Genomic DNA, 18137 nt, shown 5'->3' on the forward strand with positions numbered 1-18137 from the left:
ATTTTATTTTTTAAATTTTTCCAACTCTATTGTAAGCTTGATGTTGTGGTGTTTGATACAAATGCGGTCTGCAATATCCTTTTTTTCATAAGTATTAAAACCGATCTCCACTTTCTCTTTTGTTTTAGACGTATTTACAATTTTCTGCAAGACTTCAGCTTCATCATCCAAAAAATAAAAGTTGAAACTTCCATCAGATTGGGTTTTGTACAAGCGTTGATTATCCTTTAAATAAACAGCTGAAACCTTTGCACGCTCTGTAATCAGCAATTTAAAATCCTTTCGAAGCGTATTTATAATAAACTTTTTGTCTAAATCTTTAACAACAAAATGTTTAGTAAAGCTATCCCCTTCAAACTGAAAATCGAACAGCTTGCTTCCAAATTCCGTGGTAAAAACTATACGGTGGTTCTTAGGCCCCAATTTCTTTAGAATCAATATTCCACCAAAATTTTTACGATACAATTGAATTTTAGCCTTGTAAACATAGTCAATTGTAGGGTTTGAAAAGTATGGGTTGTTTACCTCAACCCTATTAAAACCAACTTGCCGCAGGCCCTCAGTGGTCTTTAGCGAACAGGAGGATAGCAGAGCTCCAAACAGCAAACTAATTATTAAAAACCGTATCATTAATTGGTGTGTTTAAAATTCGGTTTTCAAATATAATCCGGGTAAAATCTTGAGAGGGCTCTACCATTTTTACTTCGTAAACCTGAGCATCATCTTTATGGAATAGCAGTTCAAACGAGGCAATATAATTTCCAATTTTCTTGTCTTTTGGTATAAAAACGGCCTTATTGTAGGTTGCGGATTTAAAAAACGAAATAGAAAAATCTGCATCGTTAAACATATTGCCCTTAACGCTGTTTACAATCAATTGGTTTAGTTTTTTAAAAAGTTTATTATTGCCAATGTCCACCTTACTTTTAGTACCTCCATCGTTAATTAGCAGCTTGTCTTCCTTAAAAATAACACTGTATTGATACGGATCTGTGTACTCCCACTTTACCAAGTTAGGGGCTTTAAAAATCATTTTACCGGAAGTTTTTACATCATCGGCCAAGAAATCAAGATGCTTATATTGCACAAAATCACTTGTAATAGTGGTGGTAGTTTTTGCCGAAGCAATTACCTCCTGCTTAAATGATGCAACTTCTGAAGCACTCATTTTGCGATCCTGTGCATTGGCTACAATACCCAAACCTATAAAAAATAATAGAAAATAATTACGCATAAGCTCTAATTTCTAGCAGCCTATCAACAGGAACAGACTGTAATTTGTGCGATTGTAAAAATAACAATAACCGTTCCACTACGGCAAGGTTTTTTGCCGTGCTATCGTGAAGCAGAATGATATCGCCGCTTTTTAAGTTTTTTGTTATCCTTTTTACTATTTTATCTTCGGAAAGACTAGTAGTGTCAAGACTTCGTTTGCTCCAACCAACCGCTAAATGGTCGGTTTTTTGCAAGGCTTTTTTAATGTTCGGATTGGTTACTCCAAAAGGTGGTCGGAACATTTTTAACTCCTTTCCTGTGATTTTCTTTAGTACTGAATTGGCATGCATTAATTCTGAAGCAACTTTGTTTGCAGAGAAAAATCCAAAGTTTTTGGCATGCGAATAGGAATGATTGCCAATGCTGTGCCCATCTTCAATTATTTGGCGCACAATATTAGGGTGTTTTTCAGCATTTTTACCAATTATAAAAAATGTAGCTTTTGCCTGATGCTGCTTTAGTAGCGCCAGAATTTTTGGTGTAAAGGTTGCGTTTGGTCCATCGTCAAAAGTTATGGAAACATGTTTTTCTGAAGTTTTATAGTTGTGATTTAAAGCTTCTAAATGATAGTTCCACCTAATCTGAAAAGAACCTATGGCAGTGATTGCAACCCAAATAAAAACAAAAACAACATACAACCAGGTGGGAACATCACCAAAAAATCCCAGTAGTAGCAATCCGAAAAAGAATACTAATGCCAGCGCGTTTATGGTGTAAAATCTCAACATTTTTTTAATAATACTAAACTGTGGTTTTGACCGCGATATTGATTGTAGCACAATACAGTACGCATCTTGGGTGTTTCAATGTCGTTAATCTTAACAATTTCAGGAATGCACTGCGATTTTAATATTTTTGAAGCTAACCATACCCCAAAAGCTGAAACGGTGTTGTTTTCCCCCACCAAATGTTTGTAATAGACTTGTTGAGTTTTGTCAAAAACACCTTGAGAAACCTCGTGATAGTACCCATCAAAATCTACATCGCCATTATTGCCTAAAACAACGAGATCTATATCCTCGAGCTTCACCTTATTATCATTTAAAAAGTGTGTTATTGTTTCGGAAACCTTTTCCTTTTGGAGTGTATTAAACGTTTCAACTGCAACCAATTCGGCATAACAGCTTTTTTCTTTTTGGCTTGAAACCACAAAAAAATTGGCTCCTTCACTAAAAACCGCTCCTTCAGTTTTAGAATCTAAAACTGTTGAAACAGAAGCGTTTTTTGGCTTTATATGGTTAATTGCGCGATGTACATTGGTTGTATGTGCACCCAACTCTTCAACGCCGCCAACTAATATCGTATCAGCTTCATTAGTTTCCAATTGCATTTTAGCATCCATCAAGGCCGATTCAAACGAGATTGCGGAATGCACATAAGTAAAATTATAGGCCGTACACTTCATCCCCAACGCAATCTGGCCTGCAACAGTGTTATGCGTACTTTGAATAAACGATGTAGGCGTTAAATACTGTTCCTCATTATCTATAATGGCGCTTACAAATTTTTCAGAATCTATCATACAGCCCATTCCGGTGCCCGTAATAATAGCATCTACATTTGTAACTCCAGCTTCCTGGGTTGCAATTTTGGAAGCCACCACTCCCATTTTTATACCTTTTGCCATTCTACGTGCTGCAGCCGGCGGGATGTATTTTTTATAATCGGGATTGTGGGCAGAAATTACAGTATCGTTATAATCTATAATATCCTCCAAAAAACTATTGTTATCATAAGTTTTTTGAGGTGAAATAGAGGCGACGCTGTTTATATATACTTTCTTCATTTTTGGAATTGCTTAGTATGACTTACGTAAGGGTAAATTTAGAAGATTTATAAATTGAATTAGGACGAGAAAACGTAAAACATAAAATAAATGATAAAAAACCTTTATTATTATTTTGGGGATGATTTTCTGAAAGGTTCATTTACAAATTCAATCTTTTGTAGCTTTTGATAAGGCTTCGCTTCTTTTAAACCCTTAAGTTGAAGTTCAAAAGCATCGGAATCAATTTCTACTATTTTATTATTTTTCGAGACTATTAACGGAGTTTACTTATATCGTTTAAAAGTAAGTAATCTTTGGTAGGTCAAATCAAATCCCTTGTTCAACTTAAATCTAAATTCTGCTTTTTTTTTAGTTTCAGTCATGATATTTTTCATTTAAGGATTTCCAAACCCGTTATTGTTTCAAACGAACCGCCATCTTCGGCAATAAATATATAGGCACCATCTGAAGCATCAATAAAAGTCCAAAAATCCACAAGAGGTTTAAAGATACTGAAAAAGTTATTTAAACCATTTTCATAGCGTCTTATAATTATATTTTGAGCTTCAACAACAATATTCTTATTGCTTTTGGTTGACAAAGTGGTTTCAAATGCAAAATCGCTTCCGGTTTTTATCAAATTCTTTATTCTCTTCAACATAAGTCTTGCAGCTTAAAAAGGATTTTTATCAGGATTGAATGGGGAACGACCTCTTACTATTTCATCTGCATTTACAAACTCGTCACATTACAAAATGTCAGGCAAAATGGTATAGGAAACCGTTGTTTTTTCCGGCACCGTTACAGCCTGCAATAATAAAAAGCCTTTTCATGATGTATGCTTAAATTATAAAGATAAGCTAATACGAAAATTAGGCTTCCTTTGTAAATATCAAGGTAGAACAGTTCCCGCCAAAACCTAGTGAGTTAGAAAGCACCGTATTCAAGGTTTTTTCCTTCAATGCCGTTTCTGGAATCATATTGAATTCCTTCATGGGGGTCTTAAAATTAAGATTTGGGAAAATTATATTGTGCTGTAAGGCCAAGATAGAATAAACCGCTTCAATGGCTCCCGCGGCCGCTAAGGTATGGCCGGTGTAGGCTTTTGTAGAGCTAAATGCTGGTATTTGCTTGTCAAAAACGCGCAGAATTGCCCGACCTTCCGAAAGGTCGTTGTTTCCTGTAGCAGTTCCATGGGCATTGATATAATCTATTTCTGAAGCTTCTAAACCGGCAACCTTTAAAGCTTTTTCCATCGCTAAAGTGGCGCCATCTCCATTTTCTGAGGAGGCTGTTTGATGAAAAGCGTCGTTTGCATTTCCATAGCCCGATACATAACCTAGCACTTTTTTGTTTTCAGCCTTAACCACTTTGTCACTTTCCAGAACTAAAAATGCTGCAGCTTCACCCAAATTTAATCCTTTTCTGTTTTCATCAAAAGGCGTGCTGTAGGTATCGCTCAAGATCATTAAAGTCTTAAAACCGTTGATGGTAAATTTTGAAAGACAATCTGCACCGCCAACCAAAACGCGATCCAGTTTTCCAGATTTTATCAATCTCGCCCCAAGCATTATGGCATTTGCTGCCGAAGAGCACGCAGTACTTATGGTTGTTACCAAACTGGCTTCAATACCCAATTGCTCTGCTATTTTTTGAGTAGAGTCGCCTGCATGATGACTTTCAATATACTTTTGCGGTTCTTTTTCGGTAAGGTATTCGTAATAATATTTTTCGGTCATATCCATACCGCCTACACTGGTGCCAGACACAATACCGGTTTTATATTTTTTAACATCGCTAATCCTTGCATGGGCAAATGCTTCCTTGGCTGCAATAGCACCGAGCATAGCAGTTCGGGAATAGTTATTAGACGACGGTAAGTTTAACTGGGCAATCAACTGGTTATTGGTCAATTTAACTTCCCCAACCATAATCTCATCGCGCTGTACCGTTTCAATATTATCAACTCTGGTAATTCCTTTTCTTTCGTTGATAAGCGCATCATAATTTTCCGCCACATTGTTTCCAATGGCAGAAATTATACCCATTCCGGTTATGGCTACGCCTTTATTCATTTTATTTTAGGTTGCGAGTAAGCCCTACAAAGAGGTTTTCTTTGATGTAATACATAAATTAATACATCAACTAGCTCAATACACCTCACTTTGCAGGATAAGAAAAAGTTTACTTTGTGCGGTGTTCCTTAATATAATCTGCCATGACTTGCACAGATTCAAAAATCTTTCGACCTTCTTTAGGGTCGCTTAAACGAATACCGTAATCCTTATCTAGCATTACAATAAGCTCTAAAGCATCAATAGAGTCCAAACCAAGACCATCACCAAACAAGGCATCGTTGTCTGCTATGTCTGCAACGGCAACATCCTCAAGGTTTAGCTGCTCTATAATTTTCACCTTCAATTCTTCTTTTAATTCGCTCATAATCTATTGTATAATCTCGTTATTTCTTTACTGTTGTTCTCAACGCCACCCTCATTATCAACTAAGTACAAAAAAGCCTCATAGCTGTTTTTATCAAAATCTACCCATCCACAAAGTACTTTTTCGGCCTTTCCATTTCGCATTAAATTATTGGCGTACAGTTGTAAATGTTCGGCATTGAAGCGGTCAAAGATAAAAAAACTATTTTCAGAAAACAGCTTGTGCCTAATACTTATCTCACCCATACAAATATTAGGCAGTGTATAAACAAATACTGCCGGGCTAGGAAAGTATTCCGTCTTATTTTCAATGGCTTCCTGATGCTTTCTGTCTGTGTCTAAACTGGAGGCTTTGTTGGAAAAAACAAGGGCAATATTATTTTCCGTTTCACTTAAGTTTTCTTGCTTTAAAAGAACATCAGCCGCCAAAAAAGCCAGCTTGCTCAAATTGTCCATTTTAAAAAACTTAGCATAATCCGTTTTTAAAAACTTGTACGTGTTTTTAATAAAGTCGGGAAAATCATCAGCCTGATCTGTAAAAATCTCATCTCCATTTACCGATAGGCTCTGGTTTTTAATATGACAATAGCGCTTTATGTAAAATTCCTGCTGCATCATTTTAACGGTAAAAATTCATTTTCTAACTTTCCGGGTTCTCCGCAAGGGTTAATTATGCTACTTTCTTTTTACAAACAAGCATGGTGTGGTAATCACCAAGCGCAATATCTTCCTGTAATTCAAGGCCTGCCTTAGCAATCAGCTTTAAAAAAACACTAGCGGGGTACATCTTACTGTTTCCGTTAGCAAGCACCGTGAAGTAAAGCGATGTAGCTTCCAAAATAAATTGTGAAGCACGAAATTCCTGCCTATCGGTAAAGGTTTCTACAATTATCAACTCGGCCTTGTCATCCATGGCTGCGGCGCAGGTGCTTAAAACCTTTACTATTTCATCTTCAGCAAAACAATCTAAAAACTGGCACATCCAAATTAGGTCGGCCCCATTGGGAATTTGTGGTTTTTCCGAAAGCCAATCAATAGCGTGGCCAGAAATTCTATCTGTATAGCCATTGCGCTCCGCATTGGCCATGGCCATATCTAACTGGCCCGGTAAATCTACAATAGTTACCGCAACATCCTTATTAAAAGCACAACATTTAATGGAAAACTTGCCCGTATTGCCGCCAATGTCAAAAAGCTGTTTTGGGTTCCGCTCAAATATTTTTTCAAGTGCTTCGGCAAAAATATCATCAGAATAATGATGATCAAAATCAAACCAAGCTTTCTGCTCATCGGGTTTCAATTGTGAAAGCCCTTCGTATATCGTTCCCCATTTTCCTAACTCCTTAAGCCCTTCTGGTTTCCCGGTTTTTATAGATTCATTTAAATGAAACAAGCCTTTATAACATACCTCATGGGTAAAATTAAGGTTTACACTGGCGGTTTCGTTATAGCTTAAAAAATAACCCACTTTCGTAAGCTCATAAGTGTTATTTTCATTCTTGCTGACAATATTAGAGGTCAAGGCAATTTCTAAAAGTACGCCAACGCCATACAGACTCAGATTAAGGGTTTCTGAAATTTCTTCAACCGTAGGGCCGCCATTTTTTCTTTGATCAAAAATATAGTCGAGAATTCCGAGTTTCCGTAACGAGACCGAAGCCTGGAAAACAAAGGGTGCAAAAGCAATCCGATGGGCTTCTTCTAAGGCCTCCAGCGCATTCATTTTTTTAATTGAGTTTGACATTGCAATTGGTTATGGTTGGTTATGGTTGATTATTCTGTATTGTAAGCTTTTAAAATTACTGCAGTATTACAGCCGCCAAAGCCTGAAGCCGTTTTCAGAAAAACCTGGAGCGCCTTTGACGTGTTCGTCTCTATGACGCTAATTTTCTCTGACACCCCAAGTTCGGAAAACCCTTTGGAAGAAAAAAGAATATTCTCTTTCATAGCATGCATGCCTACAATGGTTTCCAATAAACCCGAAGCCCCCAAAGTATGTCCAAAATACCCCTTTAAACTATTTAGAGGTACATTTTCCAGTCCCAATCTATTAAATGCTATAGCTTCCATTTCGTCATTAAAACTAGTTGCAGTTCCGTGAGCAGAAATATAATCAATTGCCGAAGCCTCAACATTAGCTTCCTGCATTGCCACTTTTACACTTCTATAAAGCCCTTCGCCCGTACGCGATGGCCCCGAAATATGATTGGCGTCGTTACACGTAGCATCGCCCAATATTTCAACGGCTTCTTTGGGAAGATTTCCCTTTTTTGAAGTCACAAAAACACTGGCGCTAACTTCCCCAAGATTGATTCCTACTCTGTTTTTATCATAGGGTTTGCACGGTTCTACCGATAAGGCTTGAAATGAATTAAACCCAGAAAGAATGAATTTTGTAACCAAATCGCCACTGGTAATAAAAACATGGTCGTATTTCTCTTCTGAAATAAAGCGCTTTGCGGCCGAAACAGCCAAAACACCCGAAACACAAGCATTTGAAATTACTATCGCTTCGTTTTTAAAACCGAAAAACTCTTGAATGGTTCTTCCCAATTCGCTTAAATAAGCACGGTTTTCAGGGAAGTCATTCTTTTTTTCAAGCACATCAATGTTTCCTTTAGTGGTTGAAATAATTAATCCCACTTTTTTATCTAAGGAAATTTTTGAAGCATCAATAACTTGCTTTAACGAAAGAATCATCATTTGTTCCAGCTTGGTGAACTTACCTGGATCATCAATTTTACTGAATTCCGCTTTTACTTTTTCCGAAGAAACCATTGAAGCACAAAAAGGTTCGGGCAGAAGGCCTCTGTCGTTATAATGTTCCAAACCCGAAATACCCTTGAATACATTCTCAACAACACCTTTGCTGTCAAAGCCTAGACTGCTGAAAATACTGTTGTATGATAGGTAGGTTTTAATCATGTTAGGAGTCCCATTTTCGCTTTCCATTTGGCAAAAAACGGTGGTTTTGTCAGTACGAGCTCGCCCATTTCATTTAAAAAAACTTGTGTAGTTTCGCCCAGACAAACGAGGCGACCTTTGGGATCGAAAATTCTGTATTGAAAAATCATTTTTGCAGCTCGCGAATCTATATATGTGGTTTTAATACGTGCCACATCGCCGTAACGCAAGGGCAGTTTATGCTCGCAGGAAGATTTTACTATGGGTGAGGTGTAGCCGTTTTCTTTTTGCTCTAAGTACGATATGCCGTGTTCGCGGCCAAAAGCTTCGCGGCCGTCTTCAAAGTACTGTATATAATTGCCGTGCCAAACAATACCCAAGGGATCGGTTTCAGTAAAACGCACTCGAATTTCAGAAGTAAAACTTATTTCAATATTATTCTCAGACTGCATTCTTTCTTTGGTTATAGATTATGGCAATACTAATGGTTGCAAGGAAGAATAACAATAATAACGAAATTTTAGGAAGAATTTCCGCAAAATGCACATTTCTTAAGAAAACATCATAAAAAGCCTCTAAGGCCCAGTTCATTGGCGAAACTTTTGAAACGAGCTGCATAAATTTTGGCATTACAAAAACGGGAACCCAAACCCCGCCAATGGCAGCTAAAATTACCACCAAAGTTGATCCAAACGGAGCGGCTTGTTCCTGTGTTTTTGCAATGGTTCCTAAAAGCAGACCTAAACCAATGGCCGCCAAACCGGCAAAAAGAGCCACCACATAAAGTAGGGGCAATTTACCATGCACATCAATGCCCGGAAGCCCGATAGCTGGAAAAAGATAAATTCCCAATAACAACATTAAGGTAAACTGAATTAAACACACTCCTAGATAAACCACCGTCTTTCCACCCAATACAGTGGCATAGTTTACTGGTGTGGTTCGTAAACGTACAAACGTACCTTGGTTTTTCTCTTTTACCATATTGATGGAAAGTGGCACGATGATAAAGAAAATGGCAAAAAGCGTCCACGCAGGAATATTATGCTGGGCAGAGTTTGGAATAACCTCTTTATTATTTTTTGTGGGTAGAATTTCCTTAAAAGCTATAAAACCCGATGTATCAAAAATGGGTTCTACCTCCTCGCCCAACTCAGTTTGAAAGGTTTTGTAGATGTTTTGGGTTTCAATTTTTGAAATCATCTTATCAATCCCGTTTTTTACCGAAGACTTGAAGCTAACTTGGGTTGCGGGATCAAAATAAAGCCGAACCTCATTTTGTGGAATTAGTTCCTTTTTCAGCTTTAGACTATCTTCTTCCATTCCAAATTTCGACAATATCCCCGCTACATTCTGATCTACTTTTTTTTGAAGTGATACCGAAAGATTCTCCGGAATTACAATTGCCAATTGATATTTTCCCGCAAAAACTGCATCTCTCGCCTTGGCTTCTTCATCTTTAAGAAGTATTTCAAAAGTGTTAGATTCCGATAAGTTTTCAATAATGCTTTTTGAAACTTCCCCTTGATCGTTATCTACCAAAAGTACGGGGATTTTAACATCGCTGATTGTTTTAAACGTACTGTCCTGCACCAAGGTTATTACAATTAACAGCAGTAAAGGCATTATAAATAGAATGGCAATACCGCCCAAATCGCGGATCAGCAACAGAATTTCCTTGTATGTTGAAGCCCAGAGTTTATGCATAATCGCGAAGGCCTTTACCGGTTTGCGTTAAAAATACATCTTCAAGATTATGGGCACCAGCTTGGTTTTTTATCAATTTTGAAGGGACTCCTTTTACCACAATCTCACCATTATCAATTATCGCAACGTGCGTGCAGAATGTTTCGGCTTCATTTAAATGATGCGAGGTATAAACAATTGTAGCACCTTGCTTGTTTATCAATTTTAAATGATCAATAATCACATTTTTAGATTGCACATCTACGCCAACGGTAGGTTCATCTAAAAATAAAACTTTGGGCTGGTGAAGAATTCCGGCAATTAAGTTGACCCTGCGTTTCATTCCACCAGAAAAAGTAGCTGTTTTTTTATTTGCAAACTTTGAGAGCCCCATAATTTCCAAATGCTCCATAATGGAGTTTTTTAGCGATTCTCCTTTAATGCCATACATACTTCCAAAATACTGAAGATTCTCGAAGGCCGTAAGGTTTGGGTAAAGTGCGTATTCTTGTGGTACAATACCAATTAACTGTCTTAATTGGTTTTTATTGGTTTTAAAATCAAGGCCGTGTATGCTAAACGAGCCAGAAGTTGGCTTTAATAGCGAAGTTAGCATTGAAATCAAGGTGGTTTTCCCCGCGCCATTTGGCCCAAGCAAGCCGTATATTTCGCCATCTGCCACGGTTAAACTGAGGTTGTTGACCGCATAATTTTCTGCCGATTTGTATTTTTTTGAAAGTTGGGTAATTTCTATCATAATTAATACTCCGCCTTACGGAAAACAACACAAGCTTATATAAGTTTTTTCTATTTGATAATAATACCGAGCACGCATTCAAATGACACTATTTTCACTTGTTGCTAACTAAATAGCTTTCTTCAGTTTTTTAAAAAAAGCCTTTTCCAAGTCGGCAATATGGTCCAATTGGTCGGCTACTTGATTGTAGCTATCTATTTGGCTTCCGAGGTTTCGAGATCTGTTTTTATAGATTCGGGAGGCCTCAACGGCAAAATCGCGCCATAAATCTCCTATTTGGGTCATTTCTTTAGAAAGTTCGTTTAGTTTTTCATTTCCCAGCAATTTACTTGATTCCTGTAAAAATGCAGCATAAATATACCGAAAACCACCACCTCCGGTGCCAATTTCTTCTTGCATTCGCACCACTTGCCCCAAATAATGACTAGCTTTTTTAGCGCCATTTTTCTTTGGCCATTTTCGAATAAGGCCAGCAACCGTACGGATACCTTTATACCCAACAATAGGAACCGGGGCAAGCATTGTTTTACACGTATCTTTTATACCTTTTATTATGGCCGTTTCTAGATTTAGCTTCTCGGGAAAATCAATGGGGTAATATATATGTCCTTTAGGAGCAAAAGCGCCTTTGGCAAAACGCACCTTTTCAAGTTCCTTTTCAGTAAGCGAAGTAACATCCTCCATTACCGGATCACTAATTAAATAACGCCCATTTTGCTTTCCGTAAACCACCATATTATGAGCATTGAAATGAAAACGGTACTCATCTGGAAAATACGTGAGGTTATAAACGCCAACTTGTAGGCCTACAGGGTTATTCCGAAGCAAATTCTCATCCAAACGCGCTTGTGCATCTTTTTTATTCTTGAATTTTTCACGCTTAATTTTAATCCCAGTACGTTTTGCAAATTTTTTAAAAATATGCCCCGGCATTGCACGGTAAGTTAAAACAGGAGCCCGGTTCACTTTTAAAAATGGAATATAAAAAAACAGCAAACCACTACCAATTCCAAATACCATAGGTTCGCTGACGTTAAAGCCCTTGTACTTCATTAAATTTGAAACCACACCGTTTTCGCAATGGGCAGCTTGATGATGGGTAAAATCTATTATTGTTTCTTCTTTCAAATTTCTGGTATATTGTTAACGTTTTTAAATTTTATTTTTGTCGAAGGCTTTGGAACAATGGGAGGAAATTCAAGCTATCTTAAAACCGCAATGTTTTATGTACAAAATATTAAACTAGAATACCAAACCCCTATACAAGCAAGTTTTTTATGGAGCAAATTTCTTTAATTCGGCAACCGAAATATCAAAAACCTCAGCATATTTCTTTAATGTTCTATCTCTTAATCTTTTAAACACCGAAGGTTTAAAGTGTCGTTTTACCCGCCATTTCCAGAGGCCTACATAACTGGCCAAAATACCAAGATCCATTTTATGAAGCTCCATATAGTATTCAATAGGGCTTGTTTTACCAGCAATTACACGCTCTTTAGCCGCCTCTATCCGTGCGTTAATTTCTTCTATTGCATTGCTCAGGGCAACGGTTTTTGGCTCCCATCCACTGCTGTTTTCAGTAGTGTATTCACCGTTTTCATCTACTGCATAACAGAGTTCGCGAAAATTTGCCGATTCTAAATTGCTTTTGTCCTGGGGTACTTCTTTCTTCTTCATTTGCTTACTTCGTGAATTAAAAAATTTATAGTAGAAGATACAATTAATTTTTTATCGAGAAAAGTTTCCGTTTCAAGGCTACACATGGTCATTTGGCCAGTATCCATGCGTGAACGCAATTTTGCTTTGGTAATAATTGTTGCGCCAAGGCTGGGCAATTCAAGAATTTCAATCTTTTTAATAGCACTGATATAACCAACAAGTTTATTGCCGGTTCCGTTTACATCATCTTTATCAAAAAAGCTTTGTCCCACCACGCCTGATGCAGCCTGCGCTACATTTTCAATTAATCCGGCTTCCGTGAGCTTGCCATTTTTCAGAAAAATACAATCTTCCAAAATATGGAATTGGGTAGCTACAGAATTTTCATCTATTTCTAATACAGCATTCACCATCAACATTGGTTTGCGATGCGGCAGGAAGTTTGAAATATTAATTTGCGAAACATCTGTAGTCTTCATAAACTCAAAATTATATGCTTTAGAAGGTTTTGGGAAATATTAAATCTATTGTTTAATCATTTTTTTGAGTAAAATTTGAACAAGTGATATTAAGCGGCCAATACGGTTTTCATTTCGCTAGAAGCAATTATTTTCTCTTCACATCTAGTTTCCACAGTTACCAGCGTAACCCCCATAATATCATGAAGAACAACTACAGTTGTAACAAGCTCCTTCCCGGCAGCTGGAAGCTCAATTATCTCTGCCTTCTTAATAGCACCAATATAACCCACCGGAGCAGCTTCCTTTTTTAAAAAATATTGATATCCCGTATATAAAGCAACCGTTTGCGCCATGTGCTCAATCAAGCCTGGAGCGGTAAATTTTTTATGTTGCGTAAAAATGTTTTCTTCAGAAATTTTTAAGCCAGCAACCACTTTATTATCCTCAAAATGAAGCAATTTATCAACCATTACAAATGGAGGTTTCTGCGGAATTAATTTTCCTACAAAATCCTTATCTGTTATCGCTTTGTTGAAATCGCTCATTGAATTACTAATTTATAGGAAGCATGCTGAAACCCAAACCATAGTGAGTAAGGCAAAGTTTCACCTTTTAAACCGCTTGGACTAAACAGCTTAATTGATTCCATCAACAAACCGTTAAGTAGGCATAGGAATATGCAAACCGCGCACTTTCTGGAACTTGCAGCAATATTTTATCGCCTTTTTTAAGATTTCCAGAGTGTACCAATTCCTCTAGCATAAGATATACTGATCCCGCTCCCACATTACCAACTTTCTCCAGGTTTATAAACCATTTTTCCCAAGGCAGATGAAGCCCTTGCCGTTCAATTTCGTTATACAGGTTTTCCTTAAAGTAATACGACGAAATATGAGGCAGGTAATAATCTATATCATCTTCTGTAATCTTGTGTTTTTCTAAAGCTTCTTTCATACTTGCCACCCCTTTTTGAAGAATGTTTTCAGCAAGCAATTTCACATCTTGCTTCATGGCAAAAAGTGACATCTTACCCCAAGAATCGGCAGGATATTCACTCCATGGCTTTAGATTCCCGTCTTCTTGCTTCTCACCACCAGCATACATACAAGTTTTAAGTTCAAAAGCATAACTATAACCTTCCATCCATTCAATTTTTAGCGGAGTATCACCTTTGGGCTCAGCCTCTAAAAGTACGGCTCCAGCACCATCAGAGAGCATCCAACGTAAAAATTCTTTATTAAAAGCAAGAATGGGTTGTTCTTCTACTTCTTTTAAATGGGAGACCTCATCTTCAAAAATATCAGATTTCATCCAAGAGGAAGTCCGTTCAGAACCGGTACAGACCGCGTTTTTAACCTGATCAGACTTTATGGCCATATAGCCATATTTTAAAGCGTTCATACCACTGCAACACGCGCCAGATGGAGAGTTTACTTCTAAATTTCCATTTTCCAGAAAACCATGGACCATGGTTGCATGGCTAGGAAGAATCTGGTCTGGACTGGAAGTACCACAGGATAGCAATTCAATTTCGTTTTTATTAAAACCAGCATCACATAAGGCCTCAACCGCTTTTGCAGTAAGTTGCGCATTGTTATGGGTTACATTCCCGTCTTTATCAATAGCGTAATAACGGGTTTTAATTTTGTTGTTCCGAAGGATAATCCGGCGTGCTTTTGATGTTTTTCCATTAATAACGCCTAGTTTTTCCTCCATAGCCTCATTTGCTACAGGTTCATTGGGTAAAAATTTTGCAATTCTAGTAATGTAAACGTTCTTCATTAATTCTACTTTAATCCAACTGATGAATAATAGGCTTTTTCCCGCTGAATTTTACGGTACATTGGGAGATACGTGAGCAAAAATACAATAAATACTATTGGAGCTATAAGCCATATTGCAAATAACAAATAATATTTAAAATAAACGAGCCATTTCTTTCTTTCTTGACCTTCCTTTTTAATTAAGTGATTGGCCCATTTGGTAAAAACCATGTTTCCGCGAATATCTGTGGCAATTAATGACGGATCTACCTTAACAGCGCCAATTGCTAACAAATTGGTTTGCAAATCTGTATATTCATTTTGATGCAATGCTGATTTTATTGGAGTTCCAAAACGGGACGCATCCATAATATCAGTATCAGAAACCCCGGGCTTTGGAAAGATGCCCAGCATTTTGGTTTTTTTACCGCCTATTAACCAATGTACGATTGTAATCACGCTTATATGGTTCAAATTTCTATCAACCAAAGCGATATTACCCACCAGTTTTCCCGAATTGGCAACCAGAAGTTTTTTAACCTTTTCCTGCGCCATAATCCACATATTTCGGCTCGCTGATACGGTAACAATCGGGGTATTGGCAAGCAGCTTTTTAGCTTCGGAAGATTTCAAAAATGAATTTATAGGTATGGAAGGCGTTAAATACCAAGTGGTATATCCCAAAAGCACTAAATCGTATTTTTTCTTAAGTATTGTAGCGGGAATAGGCTCTAAAGGCGTAGGAATCTGTAAAAATGTTTCGGGAAATACACCGTAAAACGCTTCCTGTTTCCAAGGGAATGGAAATTTTTTCTTCGGAAGAATCTCGTAATAAGTAATATTTACTTTTTCATCAGAAAGTGTGGAGGCGATACGTTTTAAGATATCCGTCAATTGGCCCGTCTGGGAATAATATATTATTAAAACTTCTTTCATACTAATTAAACACCTACGAATCGCTTAAGCCTTACAGGCAAATTTAAAATGTTAATCGTCTGTATCCCAAAAATCGAAATAATTAAACCATTGCAAGGGATATTTTTCCAACATCCATTCAAGGCTTTTGGTATATTTCTTTAACAAACCTTGTGCATCCCGATTTTTTACAGCTGTCTTTCGCGCATAAAGATGATAGTGCTTGTTAGTTTCTTTCATTACGTATACAAACAAAACCGGAACGTTTAAACGGCTAGCCAACAAAAACGGGCCAGCGGGAAAATTTGCTTCTTTTCCCAATAAGGATTCAGTCAATACTTTTTGATCCTTCATGTACCTATCGCCCGTAAAACAAACGAGTTCACCATTACTTAGTGCATTGTTTATTTGGAATATATGCGACATATCATCCCGCACCAAAATAAACTTTATATTGGAGCGAAGGCTAACTTTTTCCATATACTCCTTTATATGTTGATGCTCGGCATCTGTAGTAACCAAGTTTATCTGCGATCTGGTATCAATATCCTGAAAAAAAAACTCGGCAACCTCAAAATTACCCACATGGGCACTTATCATAATTCCGCCCTGTTGCTTGTCTAAAAGCTGTGTAATGTTTTCTACCCCATCGCATTCATGGGTAAACCTGTTTTTTAAGCCCGAGGAAATTGCGGCCTTGTCGATAATAGTCTTACCAAAAACGTAATAACTTTTATAAATACTAAAAACACTCTTGAATTGTGGATATTTTAACCTTTTTCGGAAATAGTAGTAAATAGATCGGGTGCTTTTGCCCGCAAAAAAAACATAGTATAGCGCTACAAAGTAGAGCAGCCCGTAAGCGGCTCTAACCCCTAATTTTGTAATAAAAAATATAAAAATTTTATATCCTAAAACGGTGCCTTTGCTCTTGCCTTCCCATTCACCCGCCATAAAAATCTATTGCAAATTTCAGCTGATTTTTGTTTCAATCAGGTCGTAAAAATCCTGAAGCGTAATCACATTAAGGAAATCCTCACCGGTCAATTTCACACCAAAGTTAGCCTCAATGGCAACAACCAAATCCACAAAATCCAAACTGTCCAACTCTAAAGTTTCCTTTAAATTGGCTTTTGGTTCTATGTCATCAGATTCCACCTCAAACTCATCCACCAAAAAGTAGTTTATCTTTTCTTCTATAACTTCTTTATTCATTTTTAATGTGTACATTTTTTAATTATCAATGCGGAGTTGGTTCCCCCAAAACCGAAAGAATTGGACAAAAATACATCAATTTTTTTGTTTAACGTTTTGTTAACAAGGTTTAATTTTAAAGCCGCATCATCTGGGGTCTCCAGGTTTATATTTGGAGCTATAAAAGAGTTTTCCATCATTAACATAGAATAGACAACTTCACTAGCTCCTGCCATCCAACATTCGTGGCCGGTCATAGATTTTGTAGAACTTACACACGGGCCATTTTCACCAAAAACCTCAGTAATTGCAAGGGCTTCATTGGCATCACCCACCGGTGTAGAGGTAGCATGGGCGTTGACGTAATCAATATCAGCGGCAGCTATATTTGCTTGATCCAGCGCCTTTTTCATTGCCCGGGCAGGACCATCAACATTGGGTGTTGAAATATGCTCTCCATTAGAAGAAAACCCATATCCTATAATTTCACCTAAAATTGGTGCGCCGCGTTTTACGGCACTTTCATAACTTTCAATAACTAAAGTGGCAGCCCCGCCACTTGGCACCAATCCGTCGCGATCTTTATCAAATGGCCGGCTCGACTTTTCCGGGTCCATTGCTGTTGAAAAAACTCCAAGACCATCAAAACTGCCCATTGCGAGTTCATTTATTTCTTGGGCTCCCCCAGAAACTATACAATCCTGAAGACCGTTTTTAATAAGAAAGTACGCCATTCCAATAGAATGTGAGCCACTGGCGCATGCGGCACTAATTGTAAAATTGATTCCTTTTAACTTAAATATAGTTGAAAGATTCATGGTAACCGAAGAGTTCATCGCCTTAAAAATAGCTCCTGAACCCACGAGTGTTGTATCTTTTTTCTCGCGAATTTTATCTACAGACTCTATTACCGATTTTGCCGTACTATCATTTCCGTAGAGAATTCCCACTTCATTATCATCGAGAAATTGCTGATCTATTTTTGCTTGCTTTAAAGCTTCAACAGTAGCAACATAAGCATAAGCGCCCTCTTCACCCAAACTAATCCGCTCCCTACGCGAAAGCTCCTTTTTTAGATTAGGCTCCTCTACCCATCCGGTAAGACACGAACGATACCCGAAATCTTTTCGTTTTCCGTCGCAAATAATACCAGAGGTTCCGTTATATAATGAGTCCTTTACTTCCTTAAGGTTCTTACCTATACAGGAATAAATACCCATTCCAGTTATTACTACTCTTCTCATTTTTTAGATTCAAGTTTAACTCCTTAGACAATCAATTCATTTTTCCACATTTTGTTAAAGTATGTTATTT

The 18137-nt window shown here is 37.5% G+C and carries 22 protein-coding genes; all 22 read right to left on the bottom strand.

Annotated elements, in window-relative coordinates:
• Window positions 1-3: 3 nt before the first annotated feature.
• The gene (lolB2, locus tag QPK98_RS09110; RefSeq protein ID WP_310992927.1) at window positions 4-630 is read right to left on the bottom strand and encodes a flexirubin biosynthesis protein LolB2; all 627 of its coding nucleotides are present in this window, start codon (window positions 628-630) and stop codon (window positions 4-6) included.
• Window positions 608-1234, bottom strand: coding sequence for a flexirubin biosynthesis/transport protein LolA2 (lolA2, locus tag QPK98_RS09115; protein ID WP_310992929.1), 627 nt, complete (start codon window positions 1232-1234; stop codon window positions 608-610). The genes lolB2 and lolA2 overlap by 23 nt, the downstream gene beginning before the upstream one ends.
• The gene (locus QPK98_RS09120) at window positions 1227-2003 is read right to left on the bottom strand and encodes a polysaccharide deacetylase family protein (protein WP_310992930.1); all 777 of its coding nucleotides are present in this window, start codon (window positions 2001-2003) and stop codon (window positions 1227-1229) included. Before QPK98_RS09120 ends, lolA2 begins: the two co-directional genes overlap by 8 nt.
• Window positions 1997-3061 carry a beta-ketoacyl synthase N-terminal-like domain-containing protein gene (locus QPK98_RS09125; protein WP_310992931.1) on the bottom strand — a complete coding sequence of 355 codons (1065 nt, stop codon included), beginning with the start codon at window positions 3059-3061 and terminating at the stop codon, window positions 1997-1999. The genes QPK98_RS09120 and QPK98_RS09125 overlap by 7 nt, the downstream gene beginning before the upstream one ends.
• Window positions 3062-3434: 373 nt before the next feature.
• Window positions 3435-3704, bottom strand: coding sequence for a hypothetical protein (locus QPK98_RS09130; RefSeq protein WP_310992932.1), 270 nt, complete (start codon window positions 3702-3704; stop codon window positions 3435-3437).
• Between the two features lie 211 nt (window positions 3705-3915).
• Window positions 3916-5118, bottom strand: coding sequence for a beta-ketoacyl-[acyl-carrier-protein] synthase family protein (locus tag QPK98_RS09135; protein WP_310992933.1), 1203 nt, complete (start codon window positions 5116-5118; stop codon window positions 3916-3918).
• A gap of 109 nt (window positions 5119-5227) precedes the next feature.
• Window positions 5228-5485, bottom strand: coding sequence for a phosphopantetheine-binding protein (locus QPK98_RS09140; protein WP_310992935.1), 258 nt, complete (start codon window positions 5483-5485; stop codon window positions 5228-5230).
• Window positions 5482-6099, bottom strand: coding sequence for a 3-oxoacyl-ACP synthase (locus QPK98_RS09145; protein ID WP_310993005.1), 618 nt, complete (start codon window positions 6097-6099; stop codon window positions 5482-5484). The genes QPK98_RS09140 and QPK98_RS09145 overlap by 4 nt, the downstream gene beginning before the upstream one ends.
• A gap of 55 nt (window positions 6100-6154) precedes the next feature.
• Entirely contained in the window at window positions 6155-7228 is a 1074-nt protein-coding gene (locus QPK98_RS09150) for a methyltransferase (RefSeq protein WP_310992937.1), read from the bottom strand.
• Window positions 7229-7257: 29 nt separating this feature from the next.
• Window positions 7258-8409, bottom strand: coding sequence for a beta-ketoacyl synthase N-terminal-like domain-containing protein (locus tag QPK98_RS09155; protein ID WP_310993006.1), 1152 nt, complete (start codon window positions 8407-8409; stop codon window positions 7258-7260).
• Window positions 8406-8840 (bottom strand): acyl-CoA thioesterase, encoded by a 435-nt coding sequence (locus tag QPK98_RS09160; protein WP_310992939.1) that lies wholly within the window; start codon window positions 8838-8840, stop codon window positions 8406-8408. The genes QPK98_RS09155 and QPK98_RS09160 overlap by 4 nt, the downstream gene beginning before the upstream one ends.
• Window positions 8830-10095, bottom strand: a complete 1266-nt coding sequence (locus tag QPK98_RS09165; RefSeq protein WP_310992941.1) for an ABC transporter permease — start codon at window positions 10093-10095, stop codon at window positions 8830-8832. Before QPK98_RS09165 ends, QPK98_RS09160 begins: the two co-directional genes overlap by 11 nt.
• Complete coding sequence (locus QPK98_RS09170) at window positions 10088-10831, bottom strand: ABC transporter ATP-binding protein (protein ID WP_310992942.1); 744 nt, start codon at window positions 10829-10831, stop codon at window positions 10088-10090. The genes QPK98_RS09165 and QPK98_RS09170 overlap by 8 nt, the downstream gene beginning before the upstream one ends.
• 108 nt (window positions 10832-10939) lie before the next feature.
• Window positions 10940-11959, bottom strand: coding sequence for a BtrH-related acyltransferase DarH (gene darH / locus QPK98_RS09175; RefSeq protein ID WP_310992944.1), 1020 nt, complete (start codon window positions 11957-11959; stop codon window positions 10940-10942).
• A 147-nt stretch (window positions 11960-12106) separates the two neighbouring features.
• The gene (gene DarG / locus QPK98_RS09180; protein WP_310992946.1) at window positions 12107-12508 is read right to left on the bottom strand and encodes a flexirubin biosynthesis protein DarG; all 402 of its coding nucleotides are present in this window, start codon (window positions 12506-12508) and stop codon (window positions 12107-12109) included.
• The gene (locus QPK98_RS09185; protein ID WP_310992947.1) at window positions 12505-12969 is read right to left on the bottom strand and encodes a hotdog family protein; all 465 of its coding nucleotides are present in this window, start codon (window positions 12967-12969) and stop codon (window positions 12505-12507) included. The genes DarG and QPK98_RS09185 overlap by 4 nt, the downstream gene beginning before the upstream one ends.
• A gap of 89 nt (window positions 12970-13058) precedes the next feature.
• Window positions 13059-13496, bottom strand: coding sequence for a hotdog family protein (locus QPK98_RS09190; protein ID WP_310992949.1), 438 nt, complete (start codon window positions 13494-13496; stop codon window positions 13059-13061).
• Between the two features lie 103 nt (window positions 13497-13599).
• The gene (gene darB, locus QPK98_RS09195; protein WP_310992951.1) at window positions 13600-14733 is read right to left on the bottom strand and encodes a dialkylresorcinol biosynthesis protein DarB; all 1134 of its coding nucleotides are present in this window, start codon (window positions 14731-14733) and stop codon (window positions 13600-13602) included.
• A 5-nt stretch (window positions 14734-14738) separates the two neighbouring features.
• Window positions 14739-15650 (bottom strand): dialkylrecorsinol condensing enzyme DarA, encoded by a 912-nt coding sequence (locus QPK98_RS09200; RefSeq protein WP_310992952.1) that lies wholly within the window; start codon window positions 15648-15650, stop codon window positions 14739-14741.
• Between the two features lie 51 nt (window positions 15651-15701).
• Window positions 15702-16583 carry a lysophospholipid acyltransferase family protein gene (locus QPK98_RS09205; protein ID WP_310992953.1) on the bottom strand — a complete coding sequence of 294 codons (882 nt, stop codon included), beginning with the start codon at window positions 16581-16583 and terminating at the stop codon, window positions 15702-15704.
• An 18-nt stretch (window positions 16584-16601) separates the two neighbouring features.
• A complete protein-coding gene (locus QPK98_RS09210; RefSeq protein WP_310993007.1) occupies window positions 16602-16844 on the bottom strand; it encodes a phosphopantetheine-binding protein in 243 nt (80 codons plus the stop codon).
• 2 nt (window positions 16845-16846) lie between these two features.
• The gene (locus QPK98_RS09215) at window positions 16847-18067 is read right to left on the bottom strand and encodes a beta-ketoacyl-[acyl-carrier-protein] synthase family protein (protein WP_310992954.1); all 1221 of its coding nucleotides are present in this window, start codon (window positions 18065-18067) and stop codon (window positions 16847-16849) included.
• Between the last annotated feature and the right edge of the window lie 70 nt (window positions 18068-18137).

Source organism: Aequorivita marina, from assembly GCF_031631895.2.
Taxonomy (GTDB): Bacteria; Bacteroidota; Bacteroidia; order Flavobacteriales; family Flavobacteriaceae; genus Aequorivita; species Aequorivita marina.